A 22364-nucleotide genomic window follows, 5' to 3' on the forward strand; every position below is an offset into this window, starting at 1 on the left:
CGCTGGCGGCGCGGGCCTATCCTTGCGAACGCCCGCGAAGTTGTCGCGTTTTCCCCGGGCTTGGTCGGTCGACTTGGCCGCCGGACTTGCGGATTCCGAAAGCAGCGGTTACGCAATTGTTAACAAAACCAACGGCGTGCCTCCAGATTTAACCGTTGGGGCCCTTGGGGACAGTTCGAGGGGCCGATCGGCCGGAGTGCGCCGGCAGGCCCAAAGCCCTGCCTACACAGAGGACTTGATGTGAGCGGACTTGAGACTGCAATCAGAAACGCGCTGGAGCGCTCCGACCGCGCCAGCGCGGAAACACGTGCCCGCATCTACCAGTCGGCCCGTCAGGCGCTGGAAGCCGGATTGCAGAAGCAGGGAATTGACGACGTCAACGTCATCGCCCAGCAGCGCCATCGGCTGGAGGCGGTGATCCATGCGATCGAAACGGAGGAGCGGGCGGCCCTGCGGGCACGGCCGCCGGTGCCTCCCGCCGCCACTCCGCCCGTCACCAGCGTCGACGAAAATGTCCGCGCACGCGGACCGGAGCAGCCGCGTGTCGAGCCGCAATCCCGGCCTCAAACCCAACCACAGTCTCCTCAGGCGGATCGCCGCGAGCCTGGCTTTGCGGCCGATGCGCCCCGTTCCACGGCGGGAGACGGTGGTCTCGGTGGACTTCGCGCCGAACGTGACGGCCCGGTCGTTTCGACGCATGCGGCTGCAGATACAATGGCAAAGGGCGCGGAGGTCACCGCCGCCGCGCCGGAAGTTCGCGGCGATACCGATCGAAGGCGGCGCCGCAAGCGCAGCCGCTTTCTGTCGTTCACCATGGTCGTCGTCACCCTCGCCGCCGCCGCGGGTGCTGCCGCCTGGTGGGTGCAGACCAATGACCTCCTGAAATCCGCGGCCGAACGCGACACCAACGTCGCCAATCCGCCGGCGTCGGTGGCATCGGAAGATTTCGACGGGGCGGCGGGTCTGCAAACTCTCGGCGCTCAGCAGGGCTTCACCGGCGATTGGGTGGAGGTTTTCGCGCCGACAAACGCCGGCGCGGTCACAGCCGGCTCACGCGCCAAGGCCGAACCGGTGGATGACGATGGCGGCAAGCGTATCCAGCTCACCTCTTCTTCCGCCGAAACGGAAGGCGACATCACCATCGAGATCCCGGCGGCAGTCCTGGCGCAGCTTTCCGGTAAAACCTCGACTATGGCGCTGACAGTGCAGGCGCAGCCGGGCAAGACGACCGAGTTCGCCGTCGAGTGCAATTTCTCTTCGCTCGGCGAATGCGGCCGTCATCGCTTCACGGTGCATGACGAGCGGCTCGACATGCTGTTCAAGATCACCTTCGATCGCAGCCTTGCGCCGAATTCCGCCGGCCGGATCGTGATCAACAGCGATATCAGCGGCGAAGGCAAGAGCCTCAACCTTTACGCCATTCGCGTTCTTCCGGGCCAATAAGCTTCCCCGGTCGAGGGCCCTGGGGCGCCTACGAACCGCTGGGCGCCGGACGGGCGACCGTTTTCGCCGCCGATCCGGGCATGGCGTCCGGTCACCGACGTTTGAGCGCTACTTCAGAAAGCCCGGGCCGGATCCGACGATCTTGTCGTCGACCGCGCCGATCGCATCCTTGTCCTTGCCGTCATAGTCGAGCGCGCAAAGGATATGGCGGATGAGATTGAGGCGTGCGCGCCGCTTGTCGTTGCCGCGCACCACGGTCCAGGGTGCGTGGTCCGTGTGCGTCGCCTTCAGCATCTCGTCACGCTTTGCCGTGTAGTCGTCCCATTTGTTGAGGGCGGCGATGTCCATCGGTGAGAGCTTCCAGATCTTCAGCGGATCGTGGCGGCGATCGTGGAAGCGCTTGAGCTGCATCTCGCGGCCGATGTTGATCCAGAATTTGAAGAACTGGATATCCTCATGCACGATCATCTTCTCGAAGCGCGGCACCTGCTTCAGGAACTGCTTGTGCTGCTCGGGCGTGCAGAAGCCCATGACCGGCTCGACGCCGGCGCGGTTGTACCAGGAACGGTCGAACAGCACGAATTCGCCTGCCGTCGGCATGGTCGCGACATAGCGCTGGAAATACCATTGCCCGTGTTCGGTCTCCGTCGGCTTCGTCAGCGCTACGATACGGGCCCAGCGCGGGTTCAGGTTATCCATCGTCGCATGGATCGCGCCGCCCTTGCCGGCCGCGTCGCGGCCCTCGAACAGCGCCATGATGCGTTTTCCGGTCTTCTGCTGCCAGAGCTGAACCTTGACGAGTTCGATCTGGAGTTTCTCCAGCGTCGCCAAATATTCTTCCTCGTCGAGTTTCTTCTTGTAGGGATAATCGTCGGAAGAGAAGGCCGCGTCGTCGATCCACTTCGGCAACTCGGGATTGTCGATGTCGAAGATGCGGCTCTTGCCGCCGATCTGCAACTCCACTGCGCGGCTTTCCGCCTTTTCCGTCTCCGCTAACGCCATCTGCTCGCCCCTTCGGCCTGGCGCACGGCTCCGAAAACCGGCTTCGATCATCGGCGGGATCATGCGCGTTTTCAAACTCTCGGAGCTCCGGACAGCGCCGAAAAGACGCGGTGCCCGGGGCTCGATTTCCTTGGAGGAGGCCACAATTGCATTGCGGATTCAAGCCGGTCGTGAAAATCATGTCATGAAGGATCGCTATTCCTCGGCCATTTTGGTCCGGGAGGTAGAGAAAGTGATTCATGAGGATGTCGCGGTGGACGGTTCGAAAGCGTTCTGGCGGGACCTGGTTCCGCGGCTGAAAGCAGAGCGCTGGCTGCTGAGCCTTACTCTGCTGCTGGCAATCCTTGCGACCATCGCCGGCATCCACTTTCTCATCGTTTTGCCGTTTTGGATCGTTCTGGTTGCAGCTTTGCTGAATCGTAGCGCGCCGGCCTCGGTGATCTTGAGCCCCACCAAGGCTGTGGTTGCGGCTGGCCCGACCAGCGATCCGCTGGCGCCCGCGCTGAATGCGCTCGACATGCCGGTGCTGGTGGTGGCCGCCGACGAGACGGTGGTCTTCCAGAACATCGCTGCGGAAAAGGCCTTCGGCACCATACCGCCAAACACCTATCTGGCCGCAAAGGTGCGCTCGCCGGGCATTCTCGACATGGTTCGCGAGACGATGGCGACCGGAAAGGCCAACCAGATCGAACATACCGAACGCTTGCCGTCGGATGCGGTCTATATCGTGCGCGTTGCACCGGCCGAGGTTCCCGGCGACGGGGCGGGCAGGCGGATATTCCTGCTGACCTACCGCGATATCTCGCAGGCACGCCGCATAGACCGCATGCGTTCGGACTTCGTCGCCAATGCCAGCCACGAGTTGCGGACGCCGCTGGCATCGCTGCGCGGTTTCATCGAGACCCTCCAGGGCCCGGCGCGCAACGACCTGAAGGCGCAGGAGAAATTCTTCGGCATCATGCACGAGCAGGTCACGCGCATGAGCCGCCTCGTCGATGATCTCCTGTCGCTTTCGCGACTGGAACTGCGCTCGCATATCGCGCCCGACGATCCGGTGGACCTCGCGCCCTTGCTTGGCCATGTCCGCGACAGCCTGCTGCCGTTGGCGAAGGACCTCGATGTCACGGTCTCTCTCGTGGTGCCGGACAGGCCCGTCGTCGTGCAGGGTGACCGCGACGAACTCATCGAGGTCTTCGAGAACCTGATCGAAAACGCCTGCAAGTATGGCCAGGAGGGCAAGAAGGTCGACATAATCCTGCGCGGCGGCGAAGAGGACGCCCAGGCGGAAGTGATCGTGAAGGACTACGGGCCGGGCATTCCCGCCGAGCATGTACCGCGCATTACCGAGCGGTTTTACCGGGTCAATGTCGAGGCCAGTCGATCGAAAAAGGGCACCGGATTGGGCCTCGCCATTGTCAAGCACATCCTCACCCGCCACCGTGCTCGGCTGCTGATCCATTCAGAGATCGGCAAAGGTACGACTTTTACGGTCCGGTTCTGACATATTGGCGCGGGAAAGCCTGGGTACGTTCATTTTATCTTAGTGTTTTCAATGGCATGAGCTGTCATAAATGTTTCGTCAAACTGACATAAAAGGTGTGGCTATCGGCGGCTAACTAGGGGCAGCCGATAAGACGGCGAAGAGCGCTGCAACGCTTGGCGCACACCAACACAAGCCCATTCTGGGAGAACTTTTATGAAAGCTCTTAAACTCACTGTCGCGGCGCTGGTAGCGTCTGCCGCATTTGCCGGCGCAGCCGCCGCCCGTGACCAGGTTCAGGTCGCTGGTTCCTCGACCGTTCTTCCCTACGCTAAGATCGTCGCCGAGACGTTCGGCGAGACCTTCCCCGATTTCAAGACCCCGGTCGTTGAATCCGGCGGCTCCTCCGCCGGCCTGAAGGAATTCTGCAAGGGCGTCGGCCCGGACACCATCGACATCGCCAACTCCTCGCGCAAGATCAAGGACAAGGAAGTCGAGGCCTGCAAGGCCGCCGGCGTGACCGAAATCCAGGAAGTCAAGATCGGTTATGACGGCATCGTCTTCGCAACCGACGCCGGCAATGCCGACCTCGCCCTGAAGCCGGTCGATCTCTACAAGGCGCTCGCTGCTGAAGTCGTCGTCGACGGCAAGATCGTTGCCAACCCCTACAAGAAGTGGTCGGAAGTCAACTCCGCGCTTCCGGACGTTGATATCGCCGCTTTCATCCCGGGCGAAAAGCACGGCACCCGCGAAGTCTTCGAAGAGAAGATCCTCGCTGCAGGTTGCAAGGAAGCTGGCGCCGTTGACGTCATCAAGGCTGCCGTTTCCGACGAAAAGCAGCAGCACAGCAAGTGCGTCGCAGTCCGTAAGGACGGCATGGCCGTCGACATCGACGGCGACTACACCGAAACGCTCGCCCGTATCGCTGCCAACAAGAACGGCATCGGCGTCTTCGGCCTGTCCTTCTACGAAAACAACGCCGACAAGCTGAAGGTCGCGACCGTCAACGGCATCGTACCCTCGACCGAAACGATCGCTTCCGGCGAGTATCCGGTTTCCCGCCCGCTGTTCTTCTACGTCAAGAAGGCTCACCTCGGCGTCATTCCGGGCCTCAAGGAATATGTTGAGTTCTTCATCGACGACCAGATGATCGGCCCGGACGGCCCGCTCGCCGAGTACGGCCTGGTTGCTGCTCCGGACGCCGAGCGCGAAGAAATTCGCAAGGGCTTCGAAGCCGGCAACATGCTCTGATAACGACAAGCCCCGGCGCGACCTTTTTCGCGCCGGGGCATGCCTTCATTCGATTTGCCGGCGGCTCATGGACGGGCGATGCCGGGGAGACGTGCCGATGAGTACTTCGCTCCTTCTTTTGCTAATTGTTGTTATTGGTTTCATTGCCTATTTTGCCGGTCGCGCACGGTCGCTGGCGCAGTCTGGCGGCAAGCTCTCCAACCTCCATTCCTTGCCGGGCTACCACGGTAGCTACGTCGCCATCTGGGCGATGCTGCCAGCGGCGCTCGTTCTCGGCACCTGGCTGATTGCGGCACCCATCTATATCGACGGAAGCACGCGCGCCGCCCTGCCGGACACCGTCCAGAGTCAGGGCGGGGCCGCGGTTCAGCTCGCGCTCGGCCAGGTCAAATCCGTTGCCGGCGGCCTGCTGCGCTTGAGCGGCGAGGAGCTTTCGGCGCTCGAAAACGGTAGCGCCAATCTTCGCTCGACGCTCGCATCCAAGGGCGTTGCCCTTGCCGGCGAAGGCGAGCCCTACATGGTCACCGTCGCCCAGCATTTCAACGCGATGACCGTTGCCAATCGCTGGCTCATGACGGCCGCCGTTCTGCTGGTCGCAATCGCCGGCGGCATCTACGCCATCCGCAACGTCGCCACCCGCTTCCGCGCGCGCAACCAGGTCGAACGGGTCATTCTCGGCTCGCTGATCGTCGCATCTTCGATCGCCATCCTGACGACGGTCGGTATCGTTGCCTCGATGCTGTCGGAAGCCGGTCGCTTCTTCACCATGGTCTCGCCGTTCGAGTTCTTCTTCGGCACCGTTTGGGATCCGCGCTTCGCCGCTGCCGGCAGCGGTGGCGCCTCCGGCCAGTTCGGCCTTCTCCCGCTTCTCGCAGGCACGCTCTACATCGCCTTCGTCGCCATGCTGTTTGCGGTGCCGATCGGCCTTTTCGCGGCCATCTACATGGCGGAATATGCGAACCCGCGCTTGCGTTCGACCGCAAAGCCGCTGCTCGAAGTGCTCGCCGGCATCCCGACCATCGTCTACGGTTTCTTCGCGCTGGTGACCGTCGGTCCGTTCCTGCGTGACATCTCGGCGCAGCTGAACGGTCTTGCCACCGGCAACTACCAGAACTTCATCCAGGCGCAGAGCGTGGTCACCGCCGGCATCGTCATGGGCATCATGCTGATCCCGTTCGTGTCGTCGCTCTCCGACGACATCATCACCCAGGTGCCGCGCGCACTGCGTGACGGGTCGCTGGGTCTCGGCGCCACCCGCTCGGAAACGGTGAAGAAGGTCATCCTTCCGGCAGCCCTTCCGGGCATTGTCGGCGCGCTGCTTCTGACCGCGTCTCGCGCCGTCGGCGAAACGATGATCGTGGTGCTGGCGGCCGGTGTCGCCGCCCGCATGCAGATCAACCCCTTCGAGCCGATGACGACCGTGACCGTGAAGATCGTCAACCAGTTGACGGGCGACCTCGAGTTCACCTCGCCGCAGACGCTGGTCGCCTTCGCATTGGGCATCACGCTCTTCGTCATCACGCTCGGCCTCAACATTTACGCGCTCTACATCGTGCGCAAATACCGGGAACAGTACGAATGACCGACATCGCTTCCCCGACCGTCCGGATCTCCGCCCGTCCCGCATCCGCAAAGCGCGATATCGGCATCAAGCGCCGTTATGCCGCCGAGCGCCGGTTCCGCGCCTACGGCATTGCCGCCATCAGCATCGGTCTCTTCTTCCTGGCGCTGCTGCTGTGGACCGTCATTTCCAACGGCTACACCGCGTTCCAGCAGACGACGATCACGCTGCCGATCGAATTCACCGAAAAGGTCATCGACCCCAAAGGCGAACGCACGACCGACGGCAAGGTGCTGATGACCGCCAACTATCCGCTGCTGGTGCGCGAGGCGCTCGTCAAGCAGCTCGGCATCGATGCGAGCAAGCGGCCGCTGGTCAAGCAGGCGACCGACATGGTCTCTGCAAGCTCCCGTACGCTGCTGCGCGACCTGGTCGTGGCGGATCCGTCCATCATCGGCAAGACCGTTCCGGTCACCCTGCTGGCGGAAGCCAACATCGACTCCGCCTACAAGGGGCAGATCGACCTCAAGGTCGAAGAGAGCAAGCGCAAGGTCAAGGACCAGCAGGTCACCTGGATGAACCAGCTTGCCGAGGCCGGCGTCCTGAAAAAGAGCTTCAACACCGGCATCTTCACCTTCGGCGCATCCAGCCGTCCTGAAGCGGCGGGCGTCGGCGTTGCCGCCCTCGGCTCGTTCTACATGATGCTGATCGTGCTCGTGCTGTCGCTGCCGATCGGCGTTGCCGCCTCGATCTATCTCGAAGAGTTCGCGCCGAAGAACCGGCTCACCGACCTGATCGAGGTCAACATCAACAACCTCGCGGCCGTTCCGTCGATCGTCTACGGTCTGTTGGGCCTCGCCGTCTTCATCAACTTTGCCGGCATGCCGCGTTCGGCGGCCGTCGTCGGCGGCTTCGTGCTGACACTGATGACGCTGCCGACGATCATCATCGCCACCCGCGCGGCCCTGAAGGCGGTTCCGCCGTCCATCCGCTCGGCGGCACTCGGTCTCGGCGCCTCAAAGATGCAGACCATCTTCCATCACGTTCTGCCGCTGGCGATGCCGGGCATTCTGACCGGTACGATCATCGGCCTTGCCCACGCGCTCGGCGAAACCGCGCCGCTCCTGTTGATCGGCATGGTCGCCTTCGTCGTCGACTATCCCGGTTCGCCGATGGAGCCGTCGACGGCGCTGCCGGTGCAGATCTACATGTGGGCCAACGAGGCGGAACGCGCCTTCGTCGAGCGCACCTCCGGCGCGATCATCATTCTTCTCATCTTCCTCGTCATCATGAACCTTGGCGCCATTCTGTTGCGACGTCGCTTTGAGCGCCGTTGGTAGTGAGGTAATTACTATGAACATCATGTCAGAAGCAGCAGTCGAGAAGGCCTTGGATCAGAAAATGAACACTGTGCCCTACAAGATGATCGGTAAGGATGTGTCGGTCTACTACGGCGAGAAGCGGGCGCTTTTCGACGTCAACCTCAACATCCGCGAGAACACGGTAACGGCTCTGATCGGCCCGTCCGGTTGCGGCAAGTCGACCTTCCTGCGCACGCTGAACCGCATGAACGACACCATCGAGAACTGCCGCGTCACCGGCAAGATCACCCTCGATGAGGACGACATCTACGATCCGACCATCGATGTGGTCGAGCTGCGCGCCCGCGTCGGCATGGTCTTCCAGAAGCCGAACCCGTTCCCGAAGTCGATCTACGACAACGTCGCCTACGGTCCGCGCATCCATGGGCTTGCCCGCACCAAGGCGGATTTCGACGAGATCGTCGAAACCAGCCTGCAGAAGGCCGGCCTGTTCAACGAAGTGAAGGATCGCCTGCACGAACCGGGCACCGGCCTTTCCGGTGGCCAGCAGCAGCGCCTTTGCATCGCGCGCGCCGTTGCCGTCAGCCCGGAAGTCATCCTGATGGACGAGCCCTGTTCGGCACTTGATCCGATCGCGACGGCCAAGGTCGAGGAGCTCATCCACGAACTGCGCACGAACTTCACGATCGTCATCGTGACCCACTCGATGCAGCAGGCTGCCCGCGTTTCGCAGCGCACCGCCATGTTCCACCTCGGCAATCTCGTCGAGGAGAACGACACCGACAAGATGTTCACCAACCCGGATGACCAGCGCACCCAGGATTACATCATGGGCCGCTTCGGCTGAGGCCAATGACGGCTGCAACAGTAACTGGAAAGCGCCCGCAAGGATCGACGATCATGTCCATGCATATCATGTCCGCCTATGACGAAGAACTGAAGTACCTGACGCGCCGCATCTCAGAAATGGGCGGTCTCGCCGAGCAGATGGTCGCAGAATCCGTTCGCGCCCTGGTCAATTCCGACCTGGCTCTGGCGCAGAAGGTGATCTCGGACGACACCATTCTCGACGATGCCGAGCGCCAGATCGGCGAAAAGGCGATCGTCACGATCGCCAAGCGCCAGCCGGTCGCCGCCGACCTTCGCGAGATCATGGGCTCGATCCGCATCGCCGCCGACCTCGAGCGTGTCGGCGATCTCGGCAAGAATACCGCCAAGCGCGTGATCGCGGTCGCCGGTTCCGGCATTCCGCGCAAGCTCGCCCGCGGTCTCGAGCATCTCGCCGAGCTCGCCCTGGTGCAGCTCAAGGAAGTGCTCGACGTTTATGCCTCGCGCTCGCCGGAAAAGGCCAACAGCATTCGCGAGCGGGACGAGGAGATCGATGCGATCTACACCTCGCTGTTCCGCGAGCTGCTGACCTACATGATGGAAGATCCGCGCAACATCACGCCCTGCACGCATCTTCTGTTCTGCGCCAAGAACATCGAGCGCATCGGCGACCACGCGACCAACATCGCCGAGACGATCTATTACATGGCGACGGGTGCCCAGCCGGAAGGCGAGCGCCCGAAGGATGACAATACGTCGACGTTGGGCTCGGTCAACGACTGAGCGTTAGACGCGCCGTTCGCAATGCATGCCCCGTGAATATCATCTGGTCGCGGCTCCGGTCGCGGCCCCGAATGCCTGTATCTGAAGCATGCGGCTTTCGCACCGCCTTTGAAAATGGCGGAACTGCTCCAGTTTAGAGTGTCTGAGCACCGGTCCGGCCATTGAGCCGCACGGCGCTCGCGGTAAGGAGACGTTACCTGATGTTGCCAAAAATCGCCGTGGTCGAAGACGAAGAGGCGCTGAGCGTCCTGTTGCGTTACAATCTGGAAGCGGAAGGCTTCGACGTCGATACGATCCTCAGGGGGGACGAGGCGGAGATCCGGCTCCAGGAACGCCTGCCCGACCTTCTGATCCTCGATTGGATGCTGCCCGGCGTCTCCGGCATCGAGCTTTGCCGTCGGCTGCGCCAGCGTCCCGAGACGGAGCGGCTGCCGATCATCATGCTGACGGCGCGGGGCGAGGAAAGCGAGCGCGTCCGTGGTCTCGCGACCGGTGCCGACGACTATGTGGTCAAGCCCTTCTCGACGCCGGAGCTGATGGCTCGCGTCAAGGCGATGCTTCGCCGGGCGAAACCCGAAGTGCTCTCGACGCTGCTGCGCTGCGGCGACATCGAGCTCGACCGGGAAACCCATCGCGTCCATCGCCGCAGCCGCGAAGTTCGCCTGGGGCCGACGGAGTTCCGCCTGCTCGAGTTCCTGATGTCCTCTCCGGGCCGGGTCTTCTCACGCTCGCAATTGCTGGACGGCGTCTGGGGCCATGACATCTACGTCGACGAGCGGACCGTCGACGTGCATGTCGGCCGCCTGCGCAAGGCGTTGAATTTCTCGACCATGCCGGACGTCATCCGCACGGTCCGCGGCGCCGGCTACTCGCTCGAAAGCTGAGCGGGGCGAACAACAGGCAATAAAAAAGGGGCCGCTCAGCCCCTTTTTTTGTTCCTGTGCGCAGCCTCAGCGCATCCGCCGACGCTCGGCCGACGGCTGGTAGGCAAGCCGTGCATGGAAGTTGCAATAGGGCGAGGACTCCGGCGAGTCATTGCCGCAGAAGTGGAATTCTTCCTTCAGCGGATCGCCGATCGGCCACTTGCAGGTGCGTTCGGTGAGCTGGGTCAGCTCGAGGCGGCGCGACATCGGCACGACCACATCGGTGCTGATGCTGAAGTCCTGCTCGGCCACGAGATCCACCTCGATCTCTTCCTTGAGGACGGTGGCGCCGGACGGACGGGCAACGGTGCGGGTCGAAACACGCGAGGCGTAGTTCGGGGCGCGCGGGGCCGAGGTCGGCCGCTTCGGGCGGGCCGCCGCAGTGGTGCTGCCGCCAGCCTTGGCGCGTCCGGGAAGGCTCAGGCGATGAACCTTGCCGATGACGGCGTTACGGCTGACGCCGCCGAGCTGCGCCGCGATCTGGCTTGCGCTCAGGCCCTCGGACCAAAGCTTCTTCAGTTTCTCCACCCGCTCGTCAGTCCAGTTCATCTCTGCACTCTCCGTTCTCAGCGTTGGGGATGGCAGAATCCCTCACCGCACCCCGGCTGAACCCCGAGGTTGCAAACGCGATAACTCTTTTGGTGACTAGGTCCGCCGCATGCGTCTAGTAATTGAATGTTAACGTACTGACCGCCGGACTCCGTGGCAAGAGTCCGGGGAATCGCGCCGAATCGAATTCGTAGTTTTCCCCAACTTGCTCGATCAGCGTTGCATTTTTGCAAGCCCTTCCGGACGATTTTTTCGTCGCAGGGAAACGGGTCTCGCCATCGCGCTGCAAGGCTTGGTTTTGTTGACATTGCGGTGCGAAATGGGAATAGTGCCTGCGCCGCCGAAAGGCGGCATTTTTGATTTTTATCGGGCCGCATGAAGCTGCGGGATCGATGCCGATTGGAGTGAAGGAGAGCCTCGCATGACTGCAACCACGCCGCTTTACGATACCTACATGCGCGCGCCGTTGCGTTTCGAGCGAGGAGAGGGCGTCTGGTTGATCGCCGAAGACGGCTCGCGCTACCTCGATTTCGCCGCCGGCGTTGCCGTGAACTCGCTCGGCCACGCGCATCCGCATCTCGTCGAGGCGCTGAAGGCGCAGGCCGAGAAGGTCTGGCACCTTTCCAACCTTTACGAGGTTCCGGGGCAGGAAAGCCTTGGGCGCCGCCTGGCCGCCGTCACTTTCGCCGATCGGGTTTTCTTCACCAATTCCGGTGCGGAAGCGCTGGAATGCGCGATCAAGACGGCGCGGCGCTACCACTTCGCCAACGGCCAGCCGGAGAAGTTTCACATCATCACCTTCGAGGGTGCCTTCCACGGCCGCACGATCGCGACGATCGCCGCCGGTGGCCAGCAGAAGTACATTGAAGGCTTCGGACCAAAGGCCCCTGGCTTCTACCAGGTTCCGTTCGGCGACATTGCGGCCGTCAAGAATGCGATCACAGAAGAGACCGCCGCGATCCTGATCGAGCCGATCCAGGGCGAGGGCGGCATTCGTCCGGCGACGAAGGAATTCCTGCAGGAACTGCGCGCGCTCTGCGACGAGTTCGGCCTGCTCCTGATCCTCGATGAGGTGCAGACCGGCGTCGGCCGCACCGGCAAGCTCTTTGCCCATGAATGGGCGGGTATCCGCCCGGATATCATGGCCGTTGCCAAGGGCATCGGCGGCGGCTTCCCGCTCGGCGCCTGCCTGGCGACGGAAGAGGCGGCCGCCGGCATGGTGGCGGGCACGCATGGCTCCACCTATGGCGGCAACCCGCTGGCGATGGCCGTCGGCAATGCCGTGCTCGACGTCATCCTCGCTGACGGCTTCCTCACCCATGTGCGCGATGTCGCGCTCGTCTTCCGCCAGGGACTTGCCTCGCTGAAAGACCGCTACCCGGACGTCATCGAGGACATCCGCGGCGACGGCCTGATGCTGGGCATCAAGGTGAAGGGTCCTTCGGCCGATCTCTTGAAGGAAATCCGCGCCGAGAAGCTCCTGGCCGTGCCGGCCGGCGACAATGTGCTGCGTTTGCTGCCGCCGCTGACGGTGACGGCGGAGGAGGCACGCGAAGGCCTCGCACGCATCGAGCGCGCTGCCGAAGCAGTGCGGAAGGCCGGCGGCAACGCCGCTGCTTGACGGATAGGACCGACGCCGACACAGGGTGTTAGAATGATCTTCGTGCGTTCACGCGGAATGCGTGCGCACCAGGGATCGATTTTTCAGACAGGAACCGAGTACGATGGCAGGCACCAGACATTTTCTCGATCTTTCGGCCGTGACGGCCGCCGATCTCCGGACGATCATTGACGACGCCCGCGTCCGAAAGGCGGCGACCAAGGCCGGAACCGCGGAGAAGCCGCTCGCCGGCAAGATGCTGGCGATGATCTTCGAAAAGCCGTCCACCCGCACACGCGTGTCCTTCGATGTCGGCATGCGTCAGCTCGGCGGCGAAACCCTGTTCCTGTCGGGCACGGAGATGCAGCTCGGCCGCGCCGAAACCATCGGCGATACTGCCAAGGTCCTGTCGCGCTATGTCGACGCGATCATGATCCGCACCACTGACCACCGGCGGCTGCTGGAATTGGCGGAGCATGCGACGGTGCCCGTCATCAACGGCCTGACCGACGATACCCATCCCTGCCAGATCATGGCCGACATCATGACCTTTGAAGAGCACCGCGGACCGGTGAAGGGCAAGACGATCGCCTGGACCGGCGACGGCAACAACGTCCTGCATTCGCTGATCGAAGGCTCCGCCCGTTTCGGCTATCGCATGAACATGGCTGTGCCGCTGGGCTCCGAGCCGCAGGACAAGATCCTGAACTGGGCCCGCAACAACGGCGGCGAGGTCCTGCTGTGTCACGATGCCGAGCAGGCGGTCGCCAACGCCAATTGCGTCGTCACCGACACCTGGGTGTCGATGAACCAGGAGCATCGTGCCCGCGGCCACAACGTCTTCCAGCCTTTTCAGGTCAATGAAGCGCTGATGAAGCACGCGGCCTCCGATGCGCTGTTCATGCATTGCCTGCCGGCCCATCGCGGCGAGGAGGTGACCGACGAGGTGATCGACGGCCCGCAGTCGGTCGTCTTCGATGAGGCCGAAAACCGCCTGCATGCGCAGAAGTCGATCATCGCCTGGTGCATGGGGCTCGTCTAAGCCCCTTGCCGGCAGGTGCGCGCTGGCGCAGCGCTTCGGTGGCTGCTGCGGGAGCGCGCGCTATTGACATCGCCGCTGTGCGACACGATCTAGGCGGCATGTGGGGCGCTCCTGACAGCAGTGAAGCGCCGACTGCAACGGGGTTGTGCGCGGCGCGTTGGCGAACGGCACACCCCCGATGGACAATCCGTTCATCGCGGGATCAATTGAGACAGCGGGCACGTTGCGCCGGGGGGATAGGAATGTCCCGGGCGTAACGCAGTTGGCTGATGCAAGGAGCAAGACATGACTGACATGACACCAGGGCTTGGTGAATTCGACTTTGCCGGTGACGATCACGTCGTGCCTTTCCAGGTGGAAGGTCTCGATGTGCGCGGCCGCGCCGTGCAGCTCGGCCCGATGCTGGACGCAATTCTGGAGCGCCACAACTATCCGCTTCCGGTCGCGCGGCTCGTTGCCGAAACCGTTGTGTTGACGGTGCTTCTCGGCACCTCGCTTAAGTTCGAAGGCAAGCTGATCGTCCAGACGAAGGGGGACGGTCCGGTCGATCTAGTCGTCGCCGACTTCTCGACGCCGGACCGCGTGCGCGCCTATGCCCGCTACGATGCGGATGCGCTGGCCGCCGCCGAAAAGGATGGCCGCACCCTTCCGCATGAATTGCTCGGCAAGGGCGTGCTCGCCTTTACCATCGATCAGGGCGCTCATACCCAGCGCTACCAGGGCATCGTCGCACTTGACGGTGCCACGCTGGAAGAAATCGCCGGCGTCTACTTCCGCCAATCGGAGCAGATCCCGACCAAGGTCAGGCTCGGCGTCGCCGAGCTGCTCGATCGCGATGAGAACGGCAAGCCGCGCCATCGCTGGCGCGCCGGCGGCATGGTCGCGCAGTTCCTGCCGGAAGCGCCCGAGCGCATGCGCCAGCCTGATCTCTCCGGCGGCGACGGCGATAACGGCGAAAGCGTCGTCAAGGACGACGATCACTGGGCGGAAGCCAAGGTGATGGTCGAGACGATCGACACCGACGAGCTGACGGACCCGACGGTCGGAACCGAACGCTTGCTCTACCGGCTGTTCCACGAGCGCGGCGTGCGCGTCTATGAACCGCAGGCGGTTTATGACCGTTGCAGTTGCTCGCGCGAGAAGCTCCGTTCGGTGCTCGCCAATCTGGAAGCGGATGATCTCGAAAGCACCATCGAGGATGGTGTCGTAAAGGTCACCTGCGAATTCTGCTCGACGACCTACCGTTTCGAAGCAAGCGAAGTGCAGCCGCAGGAGCAGGCGTGACTCCGGACAAGCGCGTCGCGATCCTTCAGAATCGCCCCTTGCGCTTTAAGCCCTTGATATTTCGCATGTCGTTATCGCAGGATCGCTGCACGTTTTGGCGCGACATGCTTTAGTTCAGGGTACGCACGAGCCCGGGTGAATCGAGCGAGAAGGCGGGGATGGCCACGTTGAAGGTCTCTCCGCCTTCCGATTCCATGCTGTAGTGGCCGAACATCACGCCCGATGGCGTATCCAGCGGGCAGCCGGACGAATATTCGTAGGTATCGCCGGGATTGAGCAGCGGCTGCTCGCCGATCACGCCGGGACCGCTGACCTCATCGACCTGTCCGTTCTCGTCCGTGATATGCCAGTAGCGGGTCATCAGCCGCACGGCTGCGTCGGAATGGTTGGAAATGACGATGCGATAGCCCCAGACATAGCGGCCGTCATCAGGATCCGACTGCTCTTCGAGATAGTACGGCTCCACCGTAACTTCTATGTCGCGGGTCAAAGCGCGATACATGGGCAACACCTTGCTTCAGGTCTTTCAGGGTATTCTACAGCAAGATGGTTTCGTCAAGAATAACGGCAAGATTGTGCATAGCCATTCTGGGGCAATGGCTTGCGGCATCATGATCGGGTGTTTGAGCCCTCTCGTTCCCGCTGCCACGGCGTAACGCGGGGGGGGCGCCGCGAGGGATCGACGGCCGCCGCCTGCTGCGACGGCCGTAGGTTTCGGTGGGGCGTCAGGCCTTGACGGCCTTCAGCGCGCGGGCGAAATCCTCGACAACGTCCTCGCTGTCTTCGATCCCGGCGGAGAAGCGCACCGTGCCGGCGGAAATGCCAAGTTCTTCGCGGGCCTCGTCGGTGAGGTTCTTGTGCGTCGTCGTTGCCGGATGGGTGATCAGGCTCTTGGAATCGCCGAGGTTGTTGGAGATGCGAACGATCTCGAGCGCATTCTGCAGCGCGAAGGCTGCCTCCTTGCCGCCCTTCAGTTCAAAGGCGACGAGGGTGGAGCCGCCAGTCATCTGCTTGGCAATGATGTCCGCCTGCGGGTGATCCTTGCGGCCGGGATAGATGACCTTGGCCACCTGCGGCTGCTCTGCCAGGAAGTCGGCGACGCGGCGTGCGGTTTCCGTCTGCTGGCGTACGCGCAGCGGCAGGGTCTCGATGCCCTTCAGCAGCGTCCAGGCATTGAACGGCGACATGGCCGGGCCGGTGTGGCGGAAGTAGTCGTGCAGGTTCTCGTCGATCCATTCCTTGTCGGAAAGCACGACGCCGCCGAGGCAGCGGCCCTGGCCGTCGATATGCTTCGTTGCGGAATAGACGACGATATGCGCGCCGAGTTCCAACGGTTTCTGGAAGAGCGGGGTCGCGAATACGTTGTCGACGACGACCTTGGCGCCGATCTGGTTGGCGAGCCTGGCGACGCCGGCGATGTCGATCACTTCGAGTGTCGGGTTGGTCGGGCTTTCGAGGAAGAAGACCTTGGTGTTCTTCTGGATCGCCTTTTCCCAGTTCGCCAGATCGCGGCCGTCGACCAGCGTGCATTCGATGCCGTATTTCGGCGCGAGCGTTTCGACGACCCAGCGGCAGGAGCCGAAGAGCGCGCGCGCGGCAACGATATGATCGCCGGCCTTCAACTGGCAGAGGATCGCCGCGGAAACGGCAGCCATGCCCGAGGCCGTGGCGCGCGCGTCTTCGGCGCCTTCCAGCATGCACATGCGCTTTTCGAACATGTCGTTGGTTGGGCTGCCGTAGCGGGCATAGATGAAGCCCTCGGTCTCGCCCTTGAAGCGGGCTTCGGCCGCTTCCGACGTTTCGTAGACGAAGCCCTGGGTCAGGAAGATCGCTTCGGAGGTTTCGCCGTGCTGCGAGCGGGTGGTTCCGCCATGAACCAGTTGCGTTGCCGGGCGCCAGTTTTTGCTCATGTGACGATCACTTTCAAAAACAAAAAAACCGGCCGCGTGAAGGGCCGGTTTGACACCCGGCCTTTTTAGCTACTTGTTTAACGTGGCTGCAAGCCGACCGGCCAAATCACCACGGGATAAAGCTCCAATACTGCTTGGGTGCGCTTGCGTCAATTCCCGGAGTTTGGTTTTGTCTCGCAACTGGAAAGAGGACTGCAATGGGCCGCGACACTGGGATTTTGGCCGACCGCGCGATCGCCGCGCTGTTCGAAACGGGACGCCTGAAGAGCGAGAGGCCGCTGGATGCCGATCAGATCCAGCCGGCAAGCCTCGACCTGCGCCTGGGCGCCAAGGCCTTTCGCGTCCGCGCGAGCTTCATGCCCGGCCCGTCCCACCTCGTCGCCGACAAGCTTGACCGGCTGAAGCTGCATGTGGTCGATCTGACCGACGGCGCGGTGCTGGAAACCGGCTGCGTCTACATCGTGCCGCTGATGGAGAGTCTGGCGCTGCCTGCGGGCATGTCGGCCTCGGCCAATCCGAAAAGCTCGACCGGCCGCCTCGACATCTTCACCCGCGTCATCACCGACCGCGCCCAGGAATTCGACAAGATCCCGGCCGGCTACAGCGGTCCGCTCTATCTCGAAATCAGCCCGCGCACCTTCCCGATCGTCGTGCGCCGCGGTTCGCGCCTGTCGCAGATCCGCTTCCGCATGGGCCAGTCGCTGCTGTCGGAGCAGGAGTTGCTGGCGTTGCACGAGAGCGACGTTCTCGTGGCGAGCGAGCGTCCGAATGTCAGCGGCGGCGGCATTGCACTGTCGATCGACCTCAAGGGAACCGGCCCGGACGGCCTGATCGGCTACCGCGGCAAGCACCACACGGCGGTCATCGACGTCGACAAGAAGGCGCAGCACGCGATCTTCGACTTCTGGGAGCCGCTCTACAGCCGCGGACGCGACGAGCTGATCCTCGATCCGGACGAGTTCTACATCCTCGTCTCGCGCGAAGCGGTGCATGTGCCGCCGCTTTATGCGGCCGAGATGACGCCGTTCGATCCGCTGGTGGGCGAATTCCGCGTGCACTACGCCGGCTTTTTCGATCCGGGCTTCGGCCATGCGTCTGCCGGCGGCAGCGGCAGTCGCGCCGTTCTGGAGGTCCGCAGCCACGAGGTGCCGTTCATTCTTGAGCATGGGCAGATCGTCGGCCGGCTGATCTATGAACACATGCTGGAACGTCCTGACGGCCTCTACGGCCTCGGTGTCGGCTCCAACTACCAGGCGCAGGGCCTGAAGCTTTCGAAGCATTTCCGCGCCGAATAGGGGATTTTGCACGGGACCTCATGCGACATCGCGCAAGGGTCCTTGACAGATCGTCCCGGTTCGGGAAATTTCGCAAGTCTCGCGGGTGTAGTTCAGTGGTAGAACGCCAGCTTCCCAAGCTTGATGTCGTCGGTTCGATCCCGATCACCCGCTCCAATTCTCGCTGATCTTTGTGTTGCCTCGCACTTCTAGAGGCTATGGCCAGTTGCGATCGCGACGGATAACTTGGTACGCGATGAATCATCAAGCGGTTCTAAGGGCCGCCCCTGCCACATGAGACGTGCCGGCCCGCTGCCCATGAGATTTCTTAGCCTGTTTGCCCTTTGCGCGTCCTTGATCGCAACGCCGCTCGCGGCACAGCCCAAGGACCTGCCCATTCTGTTCGATGCGCGCGAGCGTATCGCCAAGCCCGATCTCACGGGCCTTGCACGCTTGCGCTTTCTGACGACCGTGGACTTTCCCCCGTTCAACTTCATCGACCAGTCCGGCAAGCTCTCCGGTTTTCACGTCGATCTCGTGCGCGAGATCTGCCGCGAACTCGACATCGAAGCCAAATGCCAGATCCAGGCCGTGACCTATGCGGAACTTCTGCCGGCGCTGGAAGAGGGGCAGGGCGAAGCTGTTGCCGCCGGCATCGCCGTCGGCCCGGAACTGCGCCAGCGTTTCGGCTTCTCGCGCGCCTTCATGCGACTTCCGGCGCGCTTCGCCGTCAATTCCAAGGCGGCCGGCGCCGTGGCGCGTCCGCAGGATCTCAGGAAAAAATCCGTCGGTGTCGTGGCGGGTACGACGCATGAGGCCATGTTCAAGGCGTTCTTCCCGAGGATCGAGGCCAAGGTCTTCCCGGATCGCGACGCCATGCTGGCCGCGCTGCAGAAGGGTGAGGTGCCGGCGGTCTTTTCCGACGGCTTGCAGCTTTCCTTCTGGGTCCCAGGCACAACAGCCGGCGGCTGCTGCGCGCTCGTCGATGGCGCCTATTTCTCGCAGCGCTTTCTCGGCGAAGGCCTGACGATCATGAACCGCAAATCCGAACCGGCCCTGACCCAGGCTATCGACCACGCGTTGCTGGCGCTGTCGCGCAGCGGCCGGCTCGAGGAAATCTACCTGCGCTACTTCCCGAACGGCATTTACTGAGTGCCAGGTGGGCTTGGCGTGACCGCCAACGAATGACAGGGCTACCGGCGGAAGCGGGCAAGCGCACCGCGCTCGATTGCCGCGCAGGTGAGCTTGTCGAGACCCAGGCGATCGCGCAGCAATTGCAGCAGCCGAATCTCTTCGTTGCGAATCCGCTGGTCCGCCGCGGAGATTTCGACGGCGAGTGCATAGGCCGTCTCGTGGAATTTTTCCGGAAGCGCCTCACGCACGATCTCCAGGACGATGTCCAGCCCTTCGGGAGCCGCGAGCTGGGCGGAGCATTCGTGGCCGATATGGACGAGCCGGTCCCCGTCGAACCCGTCGAAAACGGGCAGGAACTGCACGAGCCGACCGATGCGGGCGAATTCGTCGTCGCTCATCTCGCGGTCGACCGCCGACATCATCACCATGACATAGACGAGAGCTTCGTGGTGACTGAGGCTTGGCAGCATGGGGCTTTCCGACGGTAGAGCAATTCCAAGAAAGGCGTGAAGCGGTTTCCACCCGGATTGCGGAGTTTCAAGGAGCCGGATCATCCCAATGAAAAGCGAGACGATCCGGACAATTGAGAACTGGGAATTGCCGCGTCCGTTTACAAGTCCGGCTGCGGCTCCTCCATCCCGGTGCCGAGGGTTGGATCATCTGATGTCATCGGCGTTTGGCTGAAGTCGCGCGGATCGTCGCCATGGAAGCCGAGCTTTGCCTGGCGTGCGGCGTCGGCCCGTTTCTCGAGCGGCGAGCCGGGTACGGGCGTTGCCCAGCCATTATCGACCAGCCAGGCCGCGAGGTCCTGCCCGCCGAGCGAGCAGGAAGCCGTGGCCGATGGGCCGGCGCCTCCCTCGGGCATGTCGCAGCTCACCGCACGGGCGCGCAGAAAGTTCCGGAAGGCAGTGCGTGCGACGATGCCGCAGGGCCAGCTCTTCCCCCCGGTTTCGCAGGTTCTCTCCGCCTGCTCGGGCTCGATGCCATCGATCTGCACCGTCAGCTTATCGAACTGGATCACGCCAGCGGCGACCGCCACGGGGCGATAGAGGATAGTCGGCCCGGCGGCGGCCTTCGCTTGCTTCTCCGGTTCCGATAAGGGTGCGCGCGGCTCGGCCCGTTCGAGCGGTGCGCTGGTGACCGTGTCGGGGAGGCCGAACTGTTGCGGCTCGATGGCGCGTGCGGTTTTTTCCGTCGTCGGGGTCTGCGGTTGCTCGCCGGTCGCAGAGGCGTCTGGCACGGAAGCGCCGCCAGAGGACGTGCCGGGATCGAGTGGCACGTCTTCGCCCGTTTCCGCCTGATCCGGGGCCGGCTCGATTTCCGCCATGTCGGGCGTTTCGAGAACGAGGTCCGGCGTGGCGGCACTCTCGCGGTCACGGATGGCGGCCGCACCCGCATAGAGGATGCCGGTGAAAAGCGCGATCGCGGCGATGCCGCCGGCAAGGGTGTATAAATGCTGCCGCATCAGGAAGAACGTCCTATTGGCTGGCCCAGATGATCCGGGCGATCCATTCGATCTGGCTGATCTCGAAGCTCCTGTTCGGGTGCTCCGGGTTGAGGGAAAGGAGCTCGATCGTGCGCGGCGTCTGGCGTGTCAGGACCTTGGCCATGACCTCGCCTTCGCGCGTCTTGACCACCACACGGTCACCGCGCCGAACCTGCGCGCCCGGATCGACGATCAGGGTGTCGCCGTCGCGGTAAAGCGGCATCATGCTGTCGCCCTGGACCTCGAGCGCGTAGATGCCGGTCCGGCGTTCCGCGGCCGTCGGGAAATCGATCACATCCCAGCCTTGGCCGGCCGGGAAACCGCCGTCGTCGAAGAAGCCGCCCGCGCCCGCCTGGGCAAAGCCGATCAGCGGGATCGCCGCACTCGCCGTCGCCGGGGCAGGGGCTTGCGTGCCATCCGGGCTCAACAGGCTGGTGAACTGGTCCATCGTCGCGCCGGTCGCCTCGAGCACCTTGGCAATCGATTCCGTCGATGGCCAGCGTTCCCGCCCGTCGGCAGAGTGGCGCTTGGATTTGTTGAAGGAGGTGGGGTCGAGCCCGGCGCGGCGGGCGAGACCCGAAGGCGAGAGCTGATTGCGCTCGGCCAATGCATCGATGGCGTGCCAGATCGTGCCGTGAGACAACATGCGAAGGATCCGGGCCGAACGGGGCGGCCGCTTGCTGGTTTGTTCTGCACCACACTACCGAAAGCCTGGGTTCCGGTAAAGAATCCGAAGGAAAATAGTCCTTTCTCCGTCATTTGCCTTGGGGGCGGCGTGCCCTTTGCTTTGCTCGACGGACGGGACAGGCTTTCATCGGAGGGAACGCTTTGTTGGCGCGCATGAAACCCGAGTGTCTGCCGTTCGATCGCGGTCACGCCGTGGCCTTTTCTCGCGCTATCCTTGCCACCACCTCTTCATAGGCGGCCTGCAGCATGGCGCGCACCCGCGGCGGTCCATCGAGAGGCGCACCGAGATGGTCGTGCCGAAGCTCGTCCATGAAGCGATCCCAGAGCTCGGGGCCGCCATTTTCCATCAGTTCGGCGCGGATGCTGAGCTCTTCGCTGACCGGCAGGTAGCGCCGTCCCCAGGCGCCGAGCTGGGCCATGATCGGTACCAGCGCGATCGTCATCTCCGTCAGGCTGTAAATGGCCTTCTGCTTGTGGCTGGGGTCGTCGGCCTTGGTCAGCATGCCCTGCTCGACCAGCATCTTCAGCCGGTCCGCAAGGATGTTCGACGAGATGCCCTCTTGGGATCGCAGCAATTCTCGGAAGTGCCGTTTACCGCCGAAGATCATGTCACGAATGATGAGCAGGCTCCATTTGTCGCCGAACACTTCGAGCGAAAGATTGATCGGGCAACCCGAGCGAATGTCGTCCTTCATTGGCACCTCTTCAAGACCGCTTGCATTATCGCATCAGTGGAGTTAGCGTGCAACTGCTTTCAAAATTATAGCGGTTTTAATGTGAAATCAGTTAAACAAGGCCACCGGCT

At 63.0% G+C, this 22364-nt stretch carries 21 protein-coding genes, 1 tRNA gene and 1 riboswitch; of the genes, 14 read left to right on the forward strand and 8 right to left on the reverse strand.

Annotated elements, in window-relative coordinates; all coding sequences use genetic code 11:
• The first annotated feature begins 240 nt into the window (after positions 1–240).
• Positions 241–1443 (forward strand): biotin transporter BioY, encoded by a 1203-nt coding sequence (locus BHMPCIPO_RS03545; protein WP_173515490.1) that lies wholly within the window; start codon positions 241–243, stop codon positions 1441–1443.
• A gap of 108 nt (positions 1444–1551) precedes the next feature.
• On the opposite strand, the gene ppk2 is transcribed toward BHMPCIPO_RS03545, so the two are convergent.
• Positions 1552–2445, reverse strand: a complete 894-nt coding sequence (gene ppk2 / locus BHMPCIPO_RS03550) for a polyphosphate kinase 2 (protein ID WP_173515491.1) — start codon at positions 2443–2445, stop codon at positions 1552–1554.
• A 184-nt stretch (positions 2446–2629) separates the two neighbouring features.
• Here ppk2 and phoR point away from each other — a divergent pair, with 184 nt between their 5' ends.
• The 7 genes from phoR (at position 2630) to phoB (ending at position 10554) form a co-directional block, all read left to right on the forward strand.
• Positions 2630–3946 (forward strand): phosphate regulon sensor histidine kinase PhoR, encoded by a 1317-nt coding sequence (gene phoR, locus BHMPCIPO_RS03555; protein WP_210266399.1) that lies wholly within the window; start codon positions 2630–2632, stop codon positions 3944–3946.
• Between the two features lie 195 nt (positions 3947–4141).
• The gene (locus tag BHMPCIPO_RS03560; protein WP_173515493.1) at positions 4142–5176 is read left to right on the forward strand and encodes a substrate-binding domain-containing protein; all 1035 of its coding nucleotides are present in this window, start codon (positions 4142–4144) and stop codon (positions 5174–5176) included.
• A gap of 97 nt (positions 5177–5273) precedes the next feature.
• A complete protein-coding gene (pstC, locus tag BHMPCIPO_RS03565; RefSeq protein WP_173515494.1) occupies positions 5274–6758 on the forward strand; it encodes a phosphate ABC transporter permease subunit PstC in 1485 nt (494 codons plus the stop codon).
• Positions 6755–8077: a phosphate ABC transporter permease PstA gene (gene pstA, locus BHMPCIPO_RS03570; RefSeq protein ID WP_173515495.1), complete on the forward strand. Its 1323-nt coding sequence runs from the start codon at positions 6755–6757 to the stop codon at positions 8075–8077. Before pstC ends, pstA begins: the two co-directional genes overlap by 4 nt.
• A 13-nt stretch (positions 8078–8090) precedes the next feature.
• The gene (gene pstB, locus BHMPCIPO_RS03575; RefSeq protein ID WP_104662739.1) at positions 8091–8906 is read left to right on the forward strand and encodes a phosphate ABC transporter ATP-binding protein PstB; all 816 of its coding nucleotides are present in this window, start codon (positions 8091–8093) and stop codon (positions 8904–8906) included.
• Between the two features lie 50 nt (positions 8907–8956).
• Positions 8957–9670: a phosphate signaling complex protein PhoU gene (gene phoU / locus BHMPCIPO_RS03580; protein WP_173518072.1), complete on the forward strand. Its 714-nt coding sequence runs from the start codon at positions 8957–8959 to the stop codon at positions 9668–9670.
• Between the two features lie 200 nt (positions 9671–9870).
• Positions 9871–10554, forward strand: coding sequence for a phosphate regulon transcriptional regulator PhoB (gene phoB / locus BHMPCIPO_RS03585; protein ID WP_057248102.1), 684 nt, complete (start codon positions 9871–9873; stop codon positions 10552–10554).
• A gap of 66 nt (positions 10555–10620) precedes the next feature.
• On the opposite strand, the gene BHMPCIPO_RS03590 is transcribed toward phoB, so the two are convergent.
• Entirely contained in the window at positions 10621–11142 is a 522-nt protein-coding gene (locus BHMPCIPO_RS03590) for a GcrA family cell cycle regulator (protein ID WP_173515496.1), read from the reverse strand.
• Between the two features lie 421 nt (positions 11143–11563).
• Here BHMPCIPO_RS03590 and BHMPCIPO_RS03595 point away from each other — a divergent pair, with 421 nt between their 5' ends.
• The 3 genes from BHMPCIPO_RS03595 (at position 11564) to BHMPCIPO_RS03605 (ending at position 15068) form a co-directional block, all read left to right on the forward strand.
• Positions 11564–12763, forward strand: coding sequence for an aspartate aminotransferase family protein (locus BHMPCIPO_RS03595; protein WP_173515497.1), 1200 nt, complete (start codon positions 11564–11566; stop codon positions 12761–12763).
• A gap of 103 nt (positions 12764–12866) precedes the next feature.
• Positions 12867–13784, forward strand: coding sequence for an ornithine carbamoyltransferase (gene argF, locus BHMPCIPO_RS03600; RefSeq protein WP_173515498.1), 918 nt, complete (start codon positions 12867–12869; stop codon positions 13782–13784).
• Positions 13785–14069: 285 nt separating this feature from the next.
• A complete protein-coding gene (locus BHMPCIPO_RS03605) occupies positions 14070–15068 on the forward strand; it encodes an Hsp33 family molecular chaperone (RefSeq protein ID WP_173515499.1) in 999 nt (332 codons plus the stop codon).
• A gap of 109 nt (positions 15069–15177) precedes the next feature.
• Here BHMPCIPO_RS03605 and apaG read toward each other — a convergent pair whose 3' ends face one another.
• Together apaG and BHMPCIPO_RS03615 are read right to left on the reverse strand one after the other, a co-directional pair.
• Positions 15178–15570, reverse strand: a complete 393-nt coding sequence (apaG, locus tag BHMPCIPO_RS03610) for a Co2+/Mg2+ efflux facilitator ApaG/CorD (RefSeq protein WP_065773477.1) — start codon at positions 15568–15570, stop codon at positions 15178–15180.
• A 223-nt stretch (positions 15571–15793) separates the two neighbouring features.
• The gene (locus BHMPCIPO_RS03615) at positions 15794–16978 is read right to left on the reverse strand and encodes an O-succinylhomoserine sulfhydrylase (protein ID WP_173515500.1); all 1185 of its coding nucleotides are present in this window, start codon (positions 16976–16978) and stop codon (positions 15794–15796) included.
• A 44-nt stretch (positions 16979–17022) separates the two neighbouring features.
• Positions 17023–17101, reverse strand: a riboswitch (SAM riboswitch).
• Between the two features lie 74 nt (positions 17102–17175).
• On the opposite strand from BHMPCIPO_RS03615, the gene BHMPCIPO_RS03620 reads away from it, so the two are divergent.
• The 3 genes from BHMPCIPO_RS03620 (at position 17176) to BHMPCIPO_RS03630 (ending at position 19404) form a co-directional block, all read left to right on the forward strand.
• A complete protein-coding gene (locus BHMPCIPO_RS03620; protein ID WP_173515501.1) occupies positions 17176–18273 on the forward strand; it encodes a 2'-deoxycytidine 5'-triphosphate deaminase in 1098 nt (365 codons plus the stop codon).
• A gap of 81 nt (positions 18274–18354) precedes the next feature.
• Positions 18355–18429: transfer RNA gene (locus BHMPCIPO_RS03625), tRNA-Gly, on the forward strand.
• A 141-nt stretch (positions 18430–18570) separates the two neighbouring features.
• Complete coding sequence (locus tag BHMPCIPO_RS03630; RefSeq protein ID WP_173515502.1) at positions 18571–19404, forward strand: transporter substrate-binding domain-containing protein; 834 nt, start codon at positions 18571–18573, stop codon at positions 19402–19404.
• Between the two features lie 41 nt (positions 19405–19445).
• On the opposite strand, the gene BHMPCIPO_RS03635 is transcribed toward BHMPCIPO_RS03630, so the two are convergent.
• From BHMPCIPO_RS03635 to BHMPCIPO_RS03650, 4 genes are all read right to left on the reverse strand, one after another.
• Positions 19446–19856 carry a tellurite resistance TerB family protein gene (locus tag BHMPCIPO_RS03635; protein ID WP_173515503.1) on the reverse strand — a complete coding sequence of 137 codons (411 nt, stop codon included), beginning with the start codon at positions 19854–19856 and terminating at the stop codon, positions 19446–19448.
• A gap of 140 nt (positions 19857–19996) precedes the next feature.
• On the reverse strand, positions 19997–20851 hold the full coding sequence (locus BHMPCIPO_RS03640) for a thermonuclease family protein (RefSeq protein WP_173515504.1): 855 nt from the start codon (positions 20849–20851) through the stop codon (positions 19997–19999).
• A gap of 13 nt (positions 20852–20864) precedes the next feature.
• Positions 20865–21518, reverse strand: coding sequence for a S24 family peptidase (locus BHMPCIPO_RS03645; protein ID WP_173515505.1), 654 nt, complete (start codon positions 21516–21518; stop codon positions 20865–20867).
• A gap of 226 nt (positions 21519–21744) precedes the next feature.
• Positions 21745–22254 (reverse strand): winged helix-turn-helix transcriptional regulator, encoded by a 510-nt coding sequence (locus tag BHMPCIPO_RS03650; RefSeq protein ID WP_173515506.1) that lies wholly within the window; start codon positions 22252–22254, stop codon positions 21745–21747.
• Positions 22255–22364 lie beyond the last annotated feature (110 nt).

Origin of the sequence: Ensifer sesbaniae (assembly GCF_013283665.1) — a bacterium.
Taxonomy (GTDB): Bacteria; Pseudomonadota; Alphaproteobacteria; order Rhizobiales; family Rhizobiaceae; genus Ensifer; species Ensifer sesbaniae.